Below are 17610 nucleotides of genomic sequence, written 5' to 3' on the forward strand. Positions count from 1 at the left end.
CCTTATTAGTCCTCCTTCTTCTCTATTGGCGCAAATTGAGCTAGTAAACGTTTAGGTCCTTCAGATTTAAATATGATATCCAATTCTACCGAACCATTTTTCTCATTTACATTGCTAACCATTCCTTCACCCCAAGCTTTGTGAGTCACCTTGTCTCCTACTTTCCATTTTGAAGATGAAACTTGTTTCTTAGATGAAGTCATTCGTTTGCTAAATCCTCTTTTCTGTTGTGGTTTAGCTTTAGGTTGTTGGATTGTTTGACGTTTATTACCAGTATGACTTTCAAGTAACTCTTCTGGAATTTCCTTTAAAAATCTAGAAGGCATATTGGATTGTGAACGTCCAAATAACATTCTTGTAGTGGCATTCGTGACATATAATAATTCTTCAGCACGGGTAATTGCCACATAACAAATTCGACGTTCTTCTTCCATTTCATGATCATCATCTGCTTTAATAGCTCGAATATGAGGGAATAGTGATTCTTCCATACCCATAATAAAGACAATTGGAAACTCTAAACCTTTCGCAGAGTGCATAGTCATCATCGTTACACCACTTTGTGTATCTGCTTCATCTATATCAGCGACAAGTGATAAATCAGTTAAGAAATTGATTAAAGATTGTTCTTCTAATGGTGTATTTTCCTCATAGTCTTTCGGTACAGACATAAATTCATCTAAGTTTTCTAAACGACTACGTGATTCAAGTGTCTGTTCTCTCTCTAACATGTCACGATAACCTGATTTTTTTAAGATTTCCTCTACAATTTCACTTATTTCAAGAAATTCTTGTTCCTTTATTAAATGAGTTATTGTCTCATAAAAGTTAATGCATTCCTGTGTAACTTTCTTAGAGAGACCAATAAAGTCCACTTCTCCTAATGCATCGAACATACTTATATTGCTTTGAACTGCATAGGTTTGAATCTTCTCAACTGAAGAAGGCCCTATCCTTCTTTTAGGAACATTAATAATACGCTGTAAACTAATATCATCGTTACTATTCGCAATTACGCGTAAATAGCTTAGTAAGTCTTTGATTTCTTTACGGTCATAGAACTTTTGACCTCCAACCATAGTGTATGGAATGTTAGATTTCATGAATGTTTCCTCTAGTACACGTGATTGTGCATTAGTTCTATAAAGTATTGCCATATCGCTATACTTCTTACCATTTCTTTGATGTTTCATAATTTCTTTCACAACATACTCAGCTTCATCACGTTCTGTCATCGCTTCATAATATTGGATTTTGTCTCCACCTGTATTTGCAGTCCATAATCCCTTAGGTTTACGTTCTGAATTGTTTTTAATCACTTCATTAGCTGCATTTAATATATTTTTAGTAGAACGATAATTTTGCTCTAGGAAAATGGTCTTCGCTTCAGGATAATCCTCTTCGAAAGATAAAATGTTTTGTATATCAGCACCACGCCAACCATAGATAGATTGATCTGAGTCACCTACAACGCAAAGATTTTTAAATTTATTAGCAAGTAATTTCACTAAAGTGTACTGCGCTTTGTTTGTATCTTGATATTCATCGACATGAATATATTGAAACTTATTTTGATAATATTCTAGCGCATCAGGAACACGTTCAAAGAGGTTTATTGTAGTCATTATTAAATCATCAAAGTCTAATGCTTCATTTCGTGATAATTGTCTTTGATAACCTTTGTATACAGTAGCAACCATTTGTGAGTGAAAGTCATTTGCTTCTTTTTGAGCATCATCTGGTGTTTTCAATTCATTTTTAAGATTACTTATTGCTCCAATGAACATTCTTGGTTCAAAACGCTTGCTATCTATGTTTTCATTTTTCAAAACATCTTTAATAACAGATTTTTGGTCAGTAGGATCAATGATAGTGAAATTGCGTTCTATTCCAATTCTATCTGCATCCCTTCTTAAGATTCTCACGCACATAGAATGAAATGTGGACATCCAAATAACTTGTGCCTCTTCTCCGACCAATTGTTCAACACGTTCTTTCATTTCTTTAGCTGCTTTATTCGTAAAAGTAATCGCTAAAATATTGTAAGGAGACACATCTTTTTCATCTAATAAATAAGCAATACGATGTGTTAATACGCGTGTTTTCCCTGACCCCGCGCCAGCCATAATAAGCAATGGCCCTTCAGTCGTTCTTACGGCTTCACTTTGTTCTGTATTCATATTCTTTACTAGCGAATTCATTAATTAGACTCCTTTATTTTTACAGTTTTTAGCGCTTTTTTAATATCAGTATATATAATATTTCCTACGATAATCGTATCTGCAAAGTCAGCCATTTCTTGAGCTTGACCTAAATTTGAGATACCCCCACCATAGAAGAGTTGTGTTTCAGTAAGCATTTGAGATACGGCCTTTACTTTTTCTATGTCACCATATGCCCCACTATATTCTAAATACATAACAGGGAAATGATAGAGTTCATTAGCCATCTGAGCATATGCTTCAACATCTTCAATATTTAGTTCCGTTTGAGCTCCAGTTTTGCGTGCAACTTTACTATCTGAATTCAGTATTAAATACCCTTCAAATATTACTTCCTCAAAGTTTATTACATGACCAAATTGTTTGAGAGCTTCTAATAAAATACCATTATGATATGTTGTATCGTTACTATTCATCACTGTAGGAATAAAATAAAAATCAAATCCAGGCATTACACTTTCAACATTTGAAACCTCTAATGCAAGTGGTAATGGATAACGTCTCACTCTACTCATTAAATGAATGACATTATCCTCGGTTACATTATCCGTACCACCAATCATAATTGCATCTGTATTTGACATGCATATTGCTTCTAAATCATCGTCAGATATTGACTTAGCCGGATCTAGTTTAAATATATGTTTCCACTTTGTTATGTCATACATTTTCTGAAACTCCTTTATTTAACATACCCTAAATTATAGCATTTTTAAGTGTTAAGTTCTAAAGAGTAAAAAAGATAATAATACATCATTTCTGATAAAACTTAATGATTTTAAAGATAACTGAATCTTAGATTTTTCAAAGTTAAATCTTTATATCTTGCACATCTTGATAATATATTTGATTAACCACTTATTACCCCAAATATTAAAAAGACTTCAAAAAGTGGATTAACACTTCTTGAAGCCTAAATATATAAAACATAAAAATTAATTCTTAGAACATTTACTAAATCATTCAAATGCTTTTATGACTTTGTTTCTATATTAAGTCTATCTAAAATCATAGTATATGCATCATTACCCCATTGTAACGAACGCTTAACTCTAGATATCGTTGCAGTTGATGCACCCGATTCGTCTTCAATCGTTGCATACGTATAACCTTGTTTAATCATTTTAGCAACTTGAAGTCTCTGAGATAGCGACTGTATTTCATTCACAGTGCATAAATCATCGAAAAACTGATAGCATTCTTCTCTATTTTCTAGCGCTAGGATCGCATCAAATAATTCATCCAATGCTTGCCCACGTAATTTTTCAATTTGCATCTCGAACAACCCCTATACACTTATTATTTTATCATTTTAACGTACTAATTAGTTAAAGTGTAGTAGATTCAATGAAAAAAGTATAGGATTTAAGTCGCATTTATCACATTTAGTTTATCATTTTTATTCTAATCCAGCACGCTCGAAAATTGTATCAACTTGATTAAGATGGTGTTTAGGATTGAAACACTCGTCCAATTCTTCTTTAGATAGAACATTTGTGATGGTATCGTCTTGTTCAATTAATTCTCTAAATGGTGTTTTAGTTTCCCATGATTCCATTGCTTTTGGTTGAACTTTATCATAGGCTTCTTCCCTAACCATTCCCTTATTAATTAAAGCTAATAACACACGTTGTGAGAAAATCAAACCAAATGTTTTATCAATGTTAGTTCTCATATTATCTTCAAATACAGTAAGGCGATCTACAATATTTGTGAATCGGTTTAATGCATAATCTAAAGCAATTGTTACATCTGGTAACATAATTCTTTCTGCAGATGAATGAGAAATATCTCGCTCATGCCAAAGAGGTACATTTTCATATGCTGTAGTAATATATCCACGAATTACTCGTGAAATACCTGTAATATTTTCAGAACCAATAGGGTTACGTTTATGCGGCATAGCTGATGACCCCTTTTGTCCTTTAGCGAAAGCTTCTTCTACTTCACGTGTTTCTGTTTTTTGTAGGTTACGGATTTCCACTGCAAATTTCTCTAAGGAAGTAGCAATTAACGCTAGAGTAGCAATATAGTATGCATGTCGATCTCTCTGTAATGTTTGAGTAGAAACTGGTGCAGTATCAATGCCTAAGTGCTTACAAACATATGCTTCAATTTCGGGAGGAATATTAGCAAATGTACCTACTGCACCACTCATTTTACCCACTTCAATCTCTTTACGCACTTCTTTAAAGCGTTTAAGGTTACGTTTCATTTCTGTATACCAAAGTGCCATTTTGACACCGAAAGTAGTCGGTTCAGCATGGACACCATGTGTGCGCCCCATCATTAATGTATATTTATAATTCTTAGCCTTATTAGCTAATACTTCAATAAATCTTTCTAAGTCTTTCTCAATAATTTCATTTGCTTGTTTAACAACAAAGCTTAATGCGGTATCTACAACATCTGTTGAAGTAAGACCATAGTGAACCCATTTTCTTTCTTCACCAAGCGTTTCAGACACTTGTCTTGTAAAAGCTACAACATCATGACGTGTTTCTAGTTCAATTTCTTTTGCACGATCAACGTCAACTTTAGCATTTTCACGAATTTTTTTGACATCTTCTTTAGGGATATATCCTAATTCACTCCATGCCTCGCATGCTAATATTTCTACTTCTAACCATGCCTCATAGCGATTTTGATCTGTCCAAATTTTAGACATTTCTTCTCTTGAATAGCGTTCAATCATTCTTTAATAACTCCAATCGTATGTATTATTGCAGATTTTAAAAACTGTACATTAAACTTGATTTTTTCAAAAAAGTTCGTATTTAACTCGTTGGTTATAGTTTAACAAAACTATAGCTAAATGTATAAATGTTTTTTCCTTATATTCATATTTTATTGTAATTACTTTAGAAACTCAATTAACTATAAAAAAAGAGTAGAATAGATATCTGACTTTCAAAACAAATATCCGTTCTACTCAAAAATTTAAAAAGCACCACAATTGAAATTTGCATTATGGATTTAATTAATAGGTTTACCCACAAAAATTATATCCTGTTTGAGCACTTCTATACTTCCATCTTTATTTTCTTTATAGACTGGTTTTTCCATTCTACGAGTTGGCATAAAACCTTCTTCGCGCATACGAGCTAAGCAATCAGCAATGGTCTCATTATCTTCAACTTTAAACTTTTTGCTCATTTGTCTTCGCACTTTCTAATTCTTCATGTTCTACTACAACATCTAGATGTTCTGGCTCGTAAGCTTTAAGTTTACGTCTGCGTACCCCTTTAACCCAGAATCCACCATGAATATTTCTAGGTTCATAAGCAATGATAAACGCTTTAGGGTCAAGGTTTTTTATGGTATCCATAAGCTTAAATTCATATTTACGTGGCGTTAAAATTTGCATAACCATTCGACTACCATCACGTCCAAACGCTTCATAGTGAGTTACACCATAACCTAAATTTCTTAATTCATTAGGTAAATCTAATTCATACTCTGACGAAGTCACATTGACTACGGTATAACCTAACGCTAGTTTTTCTTCTATCTTCATACCGACGATGATTCCAACTGAGAAGCCTAATGCATATGCAAAAATATTTTGGATTTGATCTAAACTAGACATAACTAATCCTAAACCAACAACATATACAAGTACTTCAAGGAAACTTACCACTGCAGCAATGTAACGATAGCCTTTCAATGTTAAAATGGTTCTCATCGTCAAGAATGTGACATAACAGACATTGATTACAAATATGGCCAATACCATTAGCCATGGATTATGAGCGATTGCCGACATATTATTCCTCTTTTCTAACTATAAATCCAAATCATTTTACCAGTCACACATTATTTTGTCACTAAGAATAATTTTATTTCAAATTTTAGTTTTTAGGCCAAGTATATCTAGTATATGCAAGTTCACGTTTGTGTGCATTTCTAACATAATGTTTCTCAATAGTTTCTCGCGCTTCAGCGGGTATATCTTTACCTTCGAGATAATCATCTATTTGATCATAAGTCACACCTAGAGCTTCCTCATCAGGTAATTGTGGCTTATCATCTTCTAAGTCTGCAGTTGGTACTTTCTCATATAAATGTTTTGGTGCATTTAAATACTTTAATAACTGCTTACCTTGTCTTTTGTCCAATCCAAAAATTGGAGCAATATCAGCCGCACCATCACCATATTTAGTATAGAAACCAGTAATGTTCTCAGCAGAATGATCAGTTCCAACAACGATTCCACTTTGGTTTGAAGCAATCGAAAATTGAACTTTCATACGTTCTCGAGCTTTTTCATTTCCTCTTTGAAAATCTGTCAATTCGATACCCGCTTCCTTAAGAGATTGGACGCTTTGGTCTACTGCAGGTTTGATATTAACTGTAACTGTTTCATCAGGTTCTATAAATTGCAGTGCATCTTCTACTTCATCAGCATCCTTTTGTACACCATACGGTAATTTAACTGCTATAAACTTACATTCACGTCCCTCAGAGCGTAATTCATTTACAGCTAACTGTACAATTTTTCCTGTTAATGTAGAATCTTGTCCTCCAGAAATTCCAAGTACTAGCGATTTAATAAAAGAATGAGATTGAACATAAGACTTAATGAAATGTTTGATTTCATTTATTTCTTTTTCACTATCAATCTGTTGTTTAACTTTCATTTCTTTAACAACAATATCTTGTAATTTACTCATGATCTTCCTCCATCTCTTTAACACGTTCTGCTACTTCAAAGATACGTTTATGTTTGTTTTCCCAACATTTAGCACTTAAATCTACAGGATATTCTTGAGGGTTTAAGTAACGCTTATTTTCCTCCCAAAGTGTATCTAAACTTTTAGTCAAATATGCCTGAGCTTCACGTTCGCTAGGAAGTTGATATACTAGCTTACCAGCTTCAAAGATGGTATGATGTAAATCTTTCGCTTCAAATGATTTAATAAATTTCATTTTATACGTATGTACTGGATGGAATAGTTTGAGAGGTTTTTCAGTTGATGGATCTTCTCCTTCAAGCGTAATATAGTCACCTTCTGCTTTTCCAGTCTTTTTATTAATAATGCGATAGACATTCTTCTTACCAGGAGTTGTTACTTTTTCGGCATTATTAGAAAGCTTGATTCTATCACTAAAAGTACCATCCTCAGTTTCAATGGCTACTAGTTTGTATACTGCACCGAGTGCAGGTTGATCATAACCAGTAATTAATTTAGTTCCCACACCCCATGCGTCCACTTTAGCTCCTTGTGCTTTTAAACTTGTTATTGTTTGCTCATCCAAATCATTTGAAGCAATAATTTTAGCTTCTGTGAAGCCAGCTTCGTCTAACATACGTCTTGCCTCTTTAGATAAATAAGCAATATCTCCAGAATCTAATCTAATTCCAATAAAGTTGATAGTGTCACCCAACTCTTTAGCTACTTTTATTGCTGTAGGCACGCCCGATTTTAATGTATGGAAAGTATCTACCAAAAAGACGCAATTTTTATGTCGTTCAGCATATTTTTTAAATGCTGTATACTCCTCACCATATGTTTGAACTAATGCATGCGCATGCGTACCTGAAACTGGTATATCGAATAGCTTACCCGCTCTTACATTACTAGTTGAGTCAAATCCACCAATAAAGGCTGCGCGAGCCCCCCATAAGCCAGCGTCAATTTCTTGACCTCTTCTAGTTCCAAATTCCATCAATGTATCTTTCATAGCGATTTGTCTGATTCTACTCGCCTTAGTCGCTATAAGTGTGTGGAAATTAATTATATTTAATAAAATTGTTTCAATAAGTTGAGCTTGAATTAATGGAGCCTCAACTCTTATTAATGGCTCATTACCGAAACATAATTCCCCCTCTTGCATAGAGCGAATATTACCTGTAAATTTTAAATTCTTTAGATAACTTAGAAAATCATCTTTATAGCCTATTGTTTTTAAATAGTCTATATCAGCATCAGAGAAACCAAAATTCTCTATAAAGTCAATTACACGTTTTAAACCATTAAAAACCGCATAACCACTGTTGAAAGGCATGTTTCTAAAATATAAATCAAAAATAGCAGTTCTTTCGTGAATGCCGTCATTCCAGTAGCTTTCCGCCATATTAATTTGATATAAGTCATTTTGTAGCATTAAGCTGTCATCTTTAAATTGGTACACTCAAATCTCTCCAATCAACCGAGTCATTTACGACTAGTTTATCATAATTCACATTGTGAAAGTAAACGACTTACCTAAGAAGTCAGAATGTTATAATAGTTTTTAAATTTGGTTGTCACAAAACTCTAAACGACAAATTCATGACAATTGAATATTTTAACTGAGTATTTTTAAAACCTCGATTATAATACGGATGAGGTGTTTTAAATGTTATTAGATGAGGCTAAATCATTTATTCAAACCATGTTTAATGAATTAAATTATAGCTCAAGTGAAACTCAACAAAGACTTAATGAAATTGAAGAAGAAATTAAAGAAACAGGAAGCTACACCCATACTTATGAAGAATTGGTATATGGATCGAAAATGGCATGGAGAAATTCTAATCGTTGTATTGGGAGACTATTTTGGGAATCTCTAAATGTGGAAGATGCGCGTCATGTTGAAAATGAAGAAGAATTCATTGATACAATTCACCAACATATAAATAAAGCGACTAATAATGGTAAAATCAAGCCACTTATTACAATTTATTCACCCAAAAATGGCCCTAAAATATATAATAATCAGCTTATTCGTTACGCAGGTTATGACAAAGCAGGAGATCCATCTGAGAAAAAAGTGACACGATTGGCTCAACATTTAGGATGGAGCAGTGAAGGTACAGATTTCGATATATTACCTTTGATATATCAAATGCCTAATGAAGCACTAAAATTTCATGAGTATCCAAAACATCTTATTAAAGAGGTACCAATATTTCATGACCAGTATCCAAAATTAGCACATTTAAATTTAAAATGGTATGCAGTGCCAATCATTTCCAATATGGATTTAAAAATTGGCGGAATCATTTATCCTACTGCGCCGTTTAATGGATGGTATATGGTAACTGAGATAGGTGTACGTAATTTCATAGATAGTTATCGTTATAATCTTTTAGAAAAAGTTGCAGAAGCCTTCGAATTTGATACACTTAAAAATAATTCATTTAATAAGGATCGAGCACTTTTAGAATTAAACTATGCCGTATATCATTCCTTTAAAGCTGAGGGCGTTTCTATTGTCGACCATTTAACTGCCTCAAAGCAGTTTGAAATGTTTGAACGAAATGAACTAAAGCATGATAGACACGTGACTTGTAAATGGTCATGGTTAGCACCACCTTTATCGCCAACGTTAACATCTAACTATCATCATGGTTATGATAATACGATGCGATCAACTAATTTCTACTATAAAAAGAATGAACCTATGAAGTGCCCTTTTCATTAAAATTATAGGGGTGAAACATGCGATTATATTATTTAGGACCTAAAGGAACTTTCTCTTATCTCGCTTCACAAAAACTTATTTTAGAAAATGATATCAAATATTTAGCTAAGTCAAACCTTCACGAAGTGATCAAAGCAGTCTCAAGTGACGATAACTCAATCGGTATCGTTCCCATAGAAAATTCTATCGAAGGTACGATTAACATCGTAGCTGACGCATTAGCTGAACAAAAAATTTATGCTCATGGTGAAATTCACTTAGATATTGATTTTGCATTGTATGGCTATCCTTCTGATAGTTTACATGACATTAAAAAAGTCTATTCAATCGCGCCTGCTATCAGTCAAACAACCAATTATATACACCAACATCAATTTCTGTACGATTATACAGACAGTACAATTCAAAGTTTAGATAAAATAGCCAAAGGTATAGGTGCTATTGCGCCTTTAGGTAGTGGAGAAACTTATGGATATCAACCTATTGATTTGCATATTCAAGATTATCCGCATAATGTCACACGCTTTTTAATTGTTAAAAATCATACACACTTTGAAGATGATACTAATACAACCATGTTCTTAATTACCCCTCAGTATGATAAACCTGGTTTGTTAGCGAGTGTATTAAATACCTTTGCATTATTTAATATCAACCTCTCATGGATTGAATCACGACCTTTAAAAACTCAATTGGGAATGTACCGCTTCTTCGTACAAGCAGACACACCTGTAACCAACGATGTTAATAAAGTAATTACTATTTTAAAAACGTTAGATTTTACAGTAAATTTAATAGGTTCGTTTAATAAAAGATTTTAGAAATTCAAATATTTAAATAACCCGCTAAACAAAAGTTATTTAGCGGGTTTATTGTTTAATTTATTTATTTTTTAATGATGCTTAGGATTTATTAATATATTTGTATAGCTATTCGACATTAATTTTTTCGATTTTTAAAAATTCCTCTTCCTGATTAAGAGTTAGATCTTTTATATCCTCTAGATGTAGAGTTTGCGTTGAATCATCGAAATGATTACCTGCTATAAATACATGGTGGTGTTTCACATCATTATAACTCCTTATATGAACAGCATCTCTTTCCATCTTTCCTGTAAAGGTATTACCAATCACATTGAAATTTTCCCCTGCTTGTGTACCCATAACTTGACCTGTTTGAGGGTCTGCTGCATTTTTACCATCTTTCACGCCAAGAAATCGTATACCACCATTACATGATTTGAATTCATTTTTTGAAATAAATGTATTCTTAGACTTTAGCGGTGTTAAAGCAAATTCTTTCAATTTATCAAACACATTATTTCTAATATGAATATTGTCATAAAATCTATTATAGCGACTTGCGTGTGAACCTATTGCACGATTCCATGCTTTCATTTTCGGATGATCAGAATTACCAAAATAACAATTCTCTATAACAACATTCTTAGTAATTGTACCATCAGTTGTGCCAAATTTAGGAAATGCACCTGGCACTTGAATGTCTAATTGAACTGCTTCTGAAAATGAACGATCTCCATCTATGTCGAGAAAACCCTCGAATGAACAATCTGTAATATGTAAGCCATTTAAACCACATGCATCTAATGCATGTCCACCCACTATATTTTTAAAGGTTACGCCGATAAGTTGAATATCTTCAGCATGACCTATACTCATAGCAGTATTGTTGTATGGAAAGTCGCCCCCATTCATATCAAACGTGCCACCTTTAATATAAATATGACTATTTCCAGAATATTTATGGTAAAAAATATAAGGTTTACCATTTTTTAGCAATGCATCTTTCCCTACTCGCAAAAGAACTGCCTCATCATCGAGTAGCAACGTTGTAGAATCATAAATGACCAAAGCTTTTCTAATATGATATGTACCTTTAGGGATAAAAACAGTGTGTTTACCTTTTTTGGCATAATTTAATGCTTTTTGAATTGCTCTTGTGTCTTTATATTTATTTTCTCCAGTTAAACCAAATTCCCTGGCATTAATGAACATTCGGTAATCCCCCCGTTTTATAAAAATAATGATTGTATGCTTGATGTGAACTCTATATACTAAAGTTATATTTCATTAATGATATTGTATTTATTTTAAAAATTAATTTTAGTATAAATACACATCAAAAAGTCTTATTTATATATAAATATACCAATATAGTGCTTTTTAAACACATTAGAGGGAGGATGTTTTAATGAATAAAAACGCACTAATTATAGTGGATTATTCTATTGATTTTATTGCGAATGATGGAAAACTTACTTGTGGGAAGCCTGGTCAAGAAATAGAGGATTATATTTTAAGTAGAATTGAAACGTATCTTGACCGTCAAGAAGATATCTTTTTTACAATGGATGTCCATTATGAGAATGACCTGTACCACCCTGAGACACAACTTTTTCCACCTCATAACATTTATGGAACAAATGGCCGTAGTTTATATGGAAAAGTTGGTGAAATATACGAGAAAAACAAGCATAATTCACAAGTCCATTACTTGGATAAAACAAGATATGATTCATTTTATGGTACACCATTAGATAGTTTGTTGAGAGAACGTGATATTAAAAATGTAGAAATTGTAGGTGTTTGCACGGATATATGTGTGTTACATACAGCGATTTCAGCCTATAACTTAGGTTATAACGTCACAATTCCAAGCCGAGGTGTAGCATCCTTTAACCAAGAAGGGCATATTTGGGCACTAGCGCATTTCCAAAACTCACTAGGTGCTAAGGTAGAAGATTAAACTAAAATCATGCTAAAATGTGATTAAATATAAATGAATAAGGAGATATTGAAAATGACAAAAACTTTTATTTTTGGGCACAAAAATCCAGATACAGATGCAATTTCTTCAGCTATTATCATGGCTGATTTTGAACAACAAACTGGTAACTCTGAAGCAAAAGCTTACCGATTAGGTGAAGTTAGTGCTGAGACACAATACGCTTTAGATTACTTTAAAGTAGAAGCCCCAGAATTATTATCTGAAGAATTAAATAATGAAGATGTTATTTTAGTTGACCATAACGAATTTCAACAAAGTGCTGATTCAATCGCTGACGCATCTGTAAGACACGTGATTGATCACCACCGTATCGCAAATTTTGAAACAGCTTCCCCACTTTATTACAGAGCTGAACCAGTGGGATGTACTGCTACTATTTTATACAAAATGTATAAAGAACGTGGATTTGAAATTAAACCTGAAATTGCTGGTTTAATGATTTCAGCTATAATTTCAGATAGCTTATTATTTAAATCACCTACATGTACTGAAGAAGATGTTAACGCAGCTCAAGCATTAAAAGAAATTGCCAATGTTGATTTAGATAGCTATGGTTTAGATATGCTAAAAGCTGGTGCTTCTACTACTGATAAATCTGCAGAAACCCTATTAGGTATGGATGCTAAATCATTTACTATGGGCGACTATGTCACTCGTATCGCACAAGTTAACACTGTAGATATCGACGAAGTACTTAACCGTAAAGATGAATTAGAAAAAGTAATGTTAGAGATAAGCGCAAACGAAAAATATGACTTATTCGTACTTGTAGTAACTGATATTATTAACAGTGATTCTAAAATTTTAGTTGTCGGTGCTGAAAAAGATAAAGTAGGCGAAGCATTTAATGTTCAATTAGATGATGGTATGGCCTTCTTATCTGGCGTAGTTTCTCGTAAGAAACAAGTGGTACCTCAAATTACTGAAGTATTATCATAATTATTTGAATTAATTTTAAATGAATTTGGGAGCATTTTAAAATGCTCCTTTTTTTATTATAAAAAATAACATTAATAGAGCTTTTTTGGGGTATAAATTTATTAAGTGTCTTATTGTTTTCCTAATTAAAAATTTAAGTGAGTACATAGACCTCTTTTACTACCATAAAAATTTCAGGGAGGTAAAACTTTAAAATGAACGATATTGAACAACAATTTAATATTAGCAAGCAATTTTTCAAAACAAATAAAACTAAAGATTTAAAATTTAGGAAGCACCAATTAAAAGCTTTAAGTAAAAGTATCAAAAATCATGAACAAGCTTTACTAGAAGCACTTAATAAAGATTTAGGAAAAAGCAAAGTAGAAGCTTATGCTACAGAAATTGGTATATTACTAAAAAGCATTAAACTTGCCAGAAAAGAACTAAAAAATTGGGCTAAAACTAAACAAGTTGAAACACCGCTTTATTTATTTCCAACTAAAAGTTATATCAAAAATGAACCCTACGGTACTGTTTTAATTATTGGTCCCTTTAATTATCCTGTACAGCTAGTATTCGAACCTTTAATTGGAGCCATCGCTGCAGGTAATACTGCCATTGTTAAACCCTCTGAACTTACCCCTAACGTAGCAGAAGTAATTCAAGATATAATTCAAGAAACTTTTGAAGAGAATTATATTTCAGTTGTTAAAGGTGGCATTGAGGAAACTCAAACATTAATTCATTTACCGTTCGACTATATGTTTTTCACTGGTAGCGAAAAAGTTGGACAAATCATCTATGAATCGGCTGCTAAAAATCTGGTACCTGTTACTTTAGAGTTAGGTGGTAAATCTCCAGTCATTATTGACCAAACTGCAAATTTAAAAGTCGCTAGTGAAAGAATTAGTTTCGGAAAATTTACGAATGCAGGACAAACATGCGTAGCACCTGATTATATACTAATTGATCGAAAAGTTAAAAATGATTTTATTAAAGCACTAAAACAAACAATTACAGAATTTTATGGGGAAAACATCAAAGAAAGTCCTGATTTTGGAAGAATTGTTAATCAAAAACATTTCAACCGCTTAAATGAATTATTAGAAACTCATGAGAGTAAAACTATTTTCGGTGGTAAAAGCTTTGAAGAAGATTTATATATTGAACCTACATTAATAGACAATGTTAATCTACAAGATAAAGTTATGCAGGAAGAGATTTTTGGTCCTATTCTACCAATTATTACTTATGATGATTTCGATGAGGCAATTCAAATTATTCAGAGTAAATCTAAACCTTTAAGTTTATATCTTTTTAGTGAGGATGAAAATTCTACACACCGCGTATTAGAGGAATTATCATTCGGTGGTGGAGCTATAAATGATACACTTATGCATTTAGCAAATCCTAATTTACCATTTGGTGGCATTGGGGCTTCAGGTATCGGTCAATATCATGGCAAATATTCTTTTGATACCTTTAGTCATATGAAATCATATACATTTAAATCTACACGTTTAGAATCAAGTATCTATTTCCCGCCTTATAAAGGCAAATTTAAATATATTAAAGCCTTCTTTAAAAATTAAATAATTAACTATAATAACGCTCCATATGTAATTTGGTGTGAATGCATTTCTGAAAGGTAAAATTTTGGTGTACCTTATAGAATGGCATCGCTTACTAATTACATATGGAGCTTAATCATTTAGAATAAGACGCAAACACCTTCAGGTGCACTTTCGTGGTCATCAATAAATTCAAGTTTTCCTGTGACACTATCTCTTTTAAACACAGTTACTTTAGACTCACCTTCTTGATGAGCACATACTACAAAGTTATCATCCGGCGTAATATTAAAATCTCTAGGAAATTCATCTTTAGTCGGTTGAATATCCACCATTTTTAATGATTTTCCATTTTTAACAACTTCGTAAATAGCTATGCTATCATGACCTCTATTACTTACATATAAATGTTTCTGATCATGAGATAATCTTACCGCAGCTAATTTCGATTCTTCTTTAAAATCTTGAGGTATTGTAAGATGTCTCTCAATTTCTTTAAATTCACCATCATTATATTCAGTTACACTTACATAATTAGATAATTCGTGAACTACATATGCGTATTTACCATCTTTACTAAAAGTAATGTGCCTTGTGCCATCCGCTTCTTTAAATTGTGAAACAGCATATTCTTTTAAACCTTGGTCACCATATGTATAAGCAACAATTCTATCTGAGCCTAAATCGGTTGCTACTACATATTTATTATCTGGCGTTTCATTTAAAAAATGGACATGCGGGGATTCCTGCCTTTCATGTGGACCTGTTGGATATTCATGTTCAATTTCTTCAATAAGTTTTTCAATTTCTCCAGTATCTTTATTTAACTTATAAATTCGTGCAATTCCAGCACCATAAACAGCTTCAAATAAATAATTGTTATCACTTGAAATTTGTATATAACATCCTGTTCCATTTTTAGATGCTAAACATTTATTAATTAGTTCTAAATCACCATTTTGCGTTATTTTGAAGCTTGCTACACCACAATTTTCATTTTCTTTAGTAATTGCGTATAAATAGTTTTCATTTCTAGTTAAATATGTAGACGCCTCTATTTCATAACCTGTTTGAACTTCTTTTATTGTCCCTTTTAAATCTTCTAATTCGAAACGGTAAATTCCCTTGCCATTTTGCTTAGTATAAGAACCAATATATCCAATAGTCATATTTATCCCTCCGTAAAATTAATCATTATTGGTTTAATTTTAACTATAAGTGTCAGCGATTTACAATTAAAACTTTTGACCTTTCCACTATAGAAAAAATATATGGAAATTGATATTCTATAGTATGTTCATTAAATTTATAATCTATTTACTCTTGCATAGAGAAAGTCGAGTGAATCATTTATGACCTTTATAGCTATTGTTATTTTCGTTATAACTTTAATTTTTGTTATTTGGCAACCAAAAGGATTAAATATAGGAATTACTGCTGTAGCTGGTGCACTTTTAGCTATTATTACAGGCGTTGTATCTCTAACTGATATAGTTACAGTTACAAACATAGTATGGAATGCAACATTAACTTTTGTTGCTATAATTTTAATATCACTCATTTTAGACCGTATTGGCTTCTTTGAATGGGCTGCATTGCATATGATTATTGCTTCAAAAGGCTATGGCTTTAGAATGTTTATTTTTATAATGACTTTAGGTGCTGTAGTAGCTGCTCTATTTGCCAATGATGGTGCCGCGCTTATTCTTACACCAATAGTGTTAGCTATGGTAAGGAGCTTAGGTTTCGATAAAAAAACAATATTCCCATTTATTATAGCAAGTGGATTTATAGCCGATACCACTTCCCTACCACTCACTGTCAGTAATTTAGTCAATATCGTTTCAGCTGACTACTTTAACATTACATTTATTCAATATGCTTTAAAAATGATAATTCCAAACTTATTTTCATTTTTAGCAAGCATATTTGTGCTTTGGCTTTATTTTAAAAAATCTCTTCCTAAAAGTACAAATATTGAAGATTTAGCCACACCTCAATCAGTTATAAGAGATAAGAAACTTTTTAAAACGTCTTGGATTATTCTTATTATTTTATTAATAGGTTATTTAACAAGTGAGTTTATTCATGTTCCCGTGGCTTTCATAGCATTAATTATTGCTTTTGTATTCCTACTCTTAGCGAGTCGTTCTAAAGCAGTTAATACTAAAGAAGTTTTAATAGAAGCTCCTTGGAATATAGTTATATTTTCAATTGGTATGTATCTTGTAGTATATGGATTGAAAAATGTAGGTATAACATTAGTACTAGGGAATATTTTGAATTCTATTTCAAACCATGGGCTATTCAGTAGTATTATGGGTATGGGATTCATTGCAGCCTTCCTCTCTTCTATTATGAATAATTTGCCCACTGTTTTAATAGATGCAATTGCTATTGCACAATCTAATTCCGATGGTTTAATTAAAGATGGTATGGTCTATGCAAATGTTATTGGCTCTGATTTAGGTCCAAAAATCACTCCAATTGGCTCTTTAGCAACTTTATTGTGGCTTCATGTATTAACTCAAAAAGGTGTTAAAATATCATGGGGAACATATTTTAAAACAGGTATAGTGATTACTATTCCTGTACTATTTATAACGTTACTAGGACTCTATTTTACTCTAATTATTTTTTAAAAATTGAATACACTCTCAAGCTGGCTTAAAATCTCA

Annotated in this window: 16 protein-coding genes; 6 read left to right on the forward strand and 10 right to left on the reverse strand. The window is 32.3% G+C overall.

Annotation, left to right across the window (positions count from 1 at the left end; translation table 11 throughout):
- Positions 1-5: 5 nt before the first annotated feature.
- From pcrA to MHI13_RS17655, 8 genes are all read right to left on the reverse strand, one after another.
- Positions 6-2201, reverse strand: coding sequence for a DNA helicase PcrA (gene pcrA / locus MHI13_RS17620; protein WP_064210696.1), 2196 nt, complete (start codon positions 2199-2201; stop codon positions 6-8).
- Positions 2201-2890, reverse strand: coding sequence for a heptaprenylglyceryl phosphate synthase (locus tag MHI13_RS17625; RefSeq protein ID WP_002435967.1), 690 nt, complete (start codon positions 2888-2890; stop codon positions 2201-2203). Before MHI13_RS17625 ends, pcrA begins: the two co-directional genes overlap by 1 nt.
- Positions 2891-3195: 305 nt before the next feature.
- A complete protein-coding gene (locus MHI13_RS17630) occupies positions 3196-3498 on the reverse strand; it encodes a YerC/YecD family TrpR-related protein (protein ID WP_002435940.1) in 303 nt (100 codons plus the stop codon).
- 123 nt (positions 3499-3621) lie between these two features.
- On the reverse strand, positions 3622-4917 hold the full coding sequence (gene purB, locus MHI13_RS17635; RefSeq protein ID WP_002435899.1) for an adenylosuccinate lyase: 1296 nt from the start codon (positions 4915-4917) through the stop codon (positions 3622-3624).
- Positions 4918-5198: 281 nt separating this feature from the next.
- A complete protein-coding gene (locus MHI13_RS17640; RefSeq protein ID WP_002469715.1) occupies positions 5199-5378 on the reverse strand; it encodes an NETI motif-containing protein in 180 nt (59 codons plus the stop codon).
- Positions 5362-5988 (reverse strand): DUF2179 domain-containing protein, encoded by a 627-nt coding sequence (locus MHI13_RS17645; protein WP_002453623.1) that lies wholly within the window; start codon positions 5986-5988, stop codon positions 5362-5364. Before MHI13_RS17645 ends, MHI13_RS17640 begins: the two co-directional genes overlap by 17 nt.
- An 85-nt stretch (positions 5989-6073) precedes the next feature.
- On the reverse strand, positions 6074-6895 hold the full coding sequence (gene nadE / locus MHI13_RS17650) for an ammonia-dependent NAD(+) synthetase (RefSeq protein WP_064210697.1): 822 nt from the start codon (positions 6893-6895) through the stop codon (positions 6074-6076).
- Positions 6888-8357 carry a nicotinate phosphoribosyltransferase gene (locus tag MHI13_RS17655; protein ID WP_064210698.1) on the reverse strand — a complete coding sequence of 490 codons (1470 nt, stop codon included), beginning with the start codon at positions 8355-8357 and terminating at the stop codon, positions 6888-6890. The genes nadE and MHI13_RS17655 overlap by 8 nt, the downstream gene beginning before the upstream one ends.
- Positions 8358-8564: 207 nt before the next feature.
- Between MHI13_RS17655 and MHI13_RS17660 the strand changes: the two genes are divergently transcribed.
- Both MHI13_RS17660 and MHI13_RS17665 read left to right on the forward strand, forming a co-directional pair.
- Positions 8565-9632 carry a nitric oxide synthase oxygenase gene (locus tag MHI13_RS17660; RefSeq protein WP_064210699.1) on the forward strand — a complete coding sequence of 356 codons (1068 nt, stop codon included), beginning with the start codon at positions 8565-8567 and terminating at the stop codon, positions 9630-9632.
- A gap of 17 nt (positions 9633-9649) precedes the next feature.
- Positions 9650-10453, forward strand: a complete 804-nt coding sequence (locus MHI13_RS17665) for a prephenate dehydratase (protein WP_064210700.1) — start codon at positions 9650-9652, stop codon at positions 10451-10453.
- Between the two features lie 108 nt (positions 10454-10561).
- Here the strand turns inward: MHI13_RS17665 and MHI13_RS17670 are convergent, their stop codons facing one another.
- Complete coding sequence (locus MHI13_RS17670; RefSeq protein WP_064210701.1) at positions 10562-11647, reverse strand: glycosyl hydrolase family 28-related protein; 1086 nt, start codon at positions 11645-11647, stop codon at positions 10562-10564.
- 196 nt (positions 11648-11843) lie between these two features.
- On the opposite strand from MHI13_RS17670, the gene MHI13_RS17675 reads away from it, so the two are divergent.
- The 3 genes from MHI13_RS17675 (at position 11844) to MHI13_RS17685 (ending at position 14953) form a co-directional block, all read left to right on the forward strand.
- A complete protein-coding gene (locus tag MHI13_RS17675) occupies positions 11844-12398 on the forward strand; it encodes a cysteine hydrolase family protein (protein WP_047796469.1) in 555 nt (184 codons plus the stop codon).
- Positions 12399-12452: 54 nt separating this feature from the next.
- Positions 12453-13379 (forward strand): manganese-dependent inorganic pyrophosphatase, encoded by a 927-nt coding sequence (locus tag MHI13_RS17680; protein ID WP_064210702.1) that lies wholly within the window; start codon positions 12453-12455, stop codon positions 13377-13379.
- Positions 13380-13573: 194 nt separating this feature from the next.
- Positions 13574-14953 (forward strand): aldehyde dehydrogenase, encoded by a 1380-nt coding sequence (locus MHI13_RS17685; RefSeq protein WP_002435896.1) that lies wholly within the window; start codon positions 13574-13576, stop codon positions 14951-14953.
- Positions 14954-15072: 119 nt separating this feature from the next.
- On the opposite strand, the gene pglS is transcribed toward MHI13_RS17685, so the two are convergent.
- The gene (gene pglS, locus MHI13_RS17690; protein ID WP_064210703.1) at positions 15073-16101 is read right to left on the reverse strand and encodes a 6-phosphogluconolactonase; all 1029 of its coding nucleotides are present in this window, start codon (positions 16099-16101) and stop codon (positions 15073-15075) included.
- Between the two features lie 183 nt (positions 16102-16284).
- Here pglS and arsB point away from each other — a divergent pair, with 183 nt between their 5' ends.
- On the forward strand, positions 16285-17574 hold the full coding sequence (gene arsB, locus MHI13_RS17695) for an arsenite efflux transporter membrane subunit ArsB (RefSeq protein ID WP_064210704.1): 1290 nt from the start codon (positions 16285-16287) through the stop codon (positions 17572-17574).
- Positions 17575-17610: the final 36 nt, after the last annotated feature.

This window comes from Staphylococcus sp. FSL K6-0223 (genome assembly GCF_038008285.1).

Coding starts and splice junctions, on each gene's coding strand:
- pcrA (WP_064210696.1), bottom strand. CDS start 2,201: ATGAATTCGCTAGTAAAGAATATGAATACAGAACAAAGTGAAGCCGTA.
- MHI13_RS17625 (WP_002435967.1), bottom strand. CDS start 2,890: ATGTATGACATAACAAAGTGGAAACATATATTTAAACTAGATCCGGCT.
- MHI13_RS17630 (WP_002435940.1), bottom strand. CDS start 3,498: ATGCAAATTGAAAAATTACGTGGGCAAGCATTGGATGAATTATTTGAT.
- purB (WP_002435899.1), bottom strand. CDS start 4,917: ATGATTGAACGCTATTCAAGAGAAGAAATGTCTAAAATTTGGACAGAT.
- MHI13_RS17640 (WP_002469715.1), bottom strand. CDS start 5,378: ATGAGCAAAAAGTTTAAAGTTGAAGATAATGAGACCATTGCTGATTGC.
- MHI13_RS17645 (WP_002453623.1), bottom strand. CDS start 5,988: ATGTCGGCAATCGCTCATAATCCATGGCTAATGGTATTGGCCATATTT.
- nadE (WP_064210697.1), bottom strand. CDS start 6,895: ATGAGTAAATTACAAGATATTGTTGTTAAAGAAATGAAAGTTAAACAA.
- MHI13_RS17660 (WP_064210699.1), top strand. CDS start 8,565: ATGTTATTAGATGAGGCTAAATCATTTATTCAAACCATGTTTAATGAA.
- MHI13_RS17665 (WP_064210700.1), top strand. CDS start 9,650: ATGCGATTATATTATTTAGGACCTAAAGGAACTTTCTCTTATCTCGCT.
- MHI13_RS17670 (WP_064210701.1), bottom strand. CDS start 11,647: ATGTTCATTAATGCCAGGGAATTTGGTTTAACTGGAGAAAATAAATAT.
- MHI13_RS17675 (WP_047796469.1), top strand. CDS start 11,844: ATGAATAAAAACGCACTAATTATAGTGGATTATTCTATTGATTTTATT.
- MHI13_RS17680 (WP_064210702.1), top strand. CDS start 12,453: ATGACAAAAACTTTTATTTTTGGGCACAAAAATCCAGATACAGATGCA.
- MHI13_RS17685 (WP_002435896.1), top strand. CDS start 13,574: ATGAACGATATTGAACAACAATTTAATATTAGCAAGCAATTTTTCAAA.
- pglS (WP_064210703.1), bottom strand. CDS start 16,101: ATGACTATTGGATATATTGGTTCTTATACTAAGCAAAATGGCAAGGGA.
- arsB (WP_064210704.1), top strand. CDS start 16,285: ATGACCTTTATAGCTATTGTTATTTTCGTTATAACTTTAATTTTTGTT.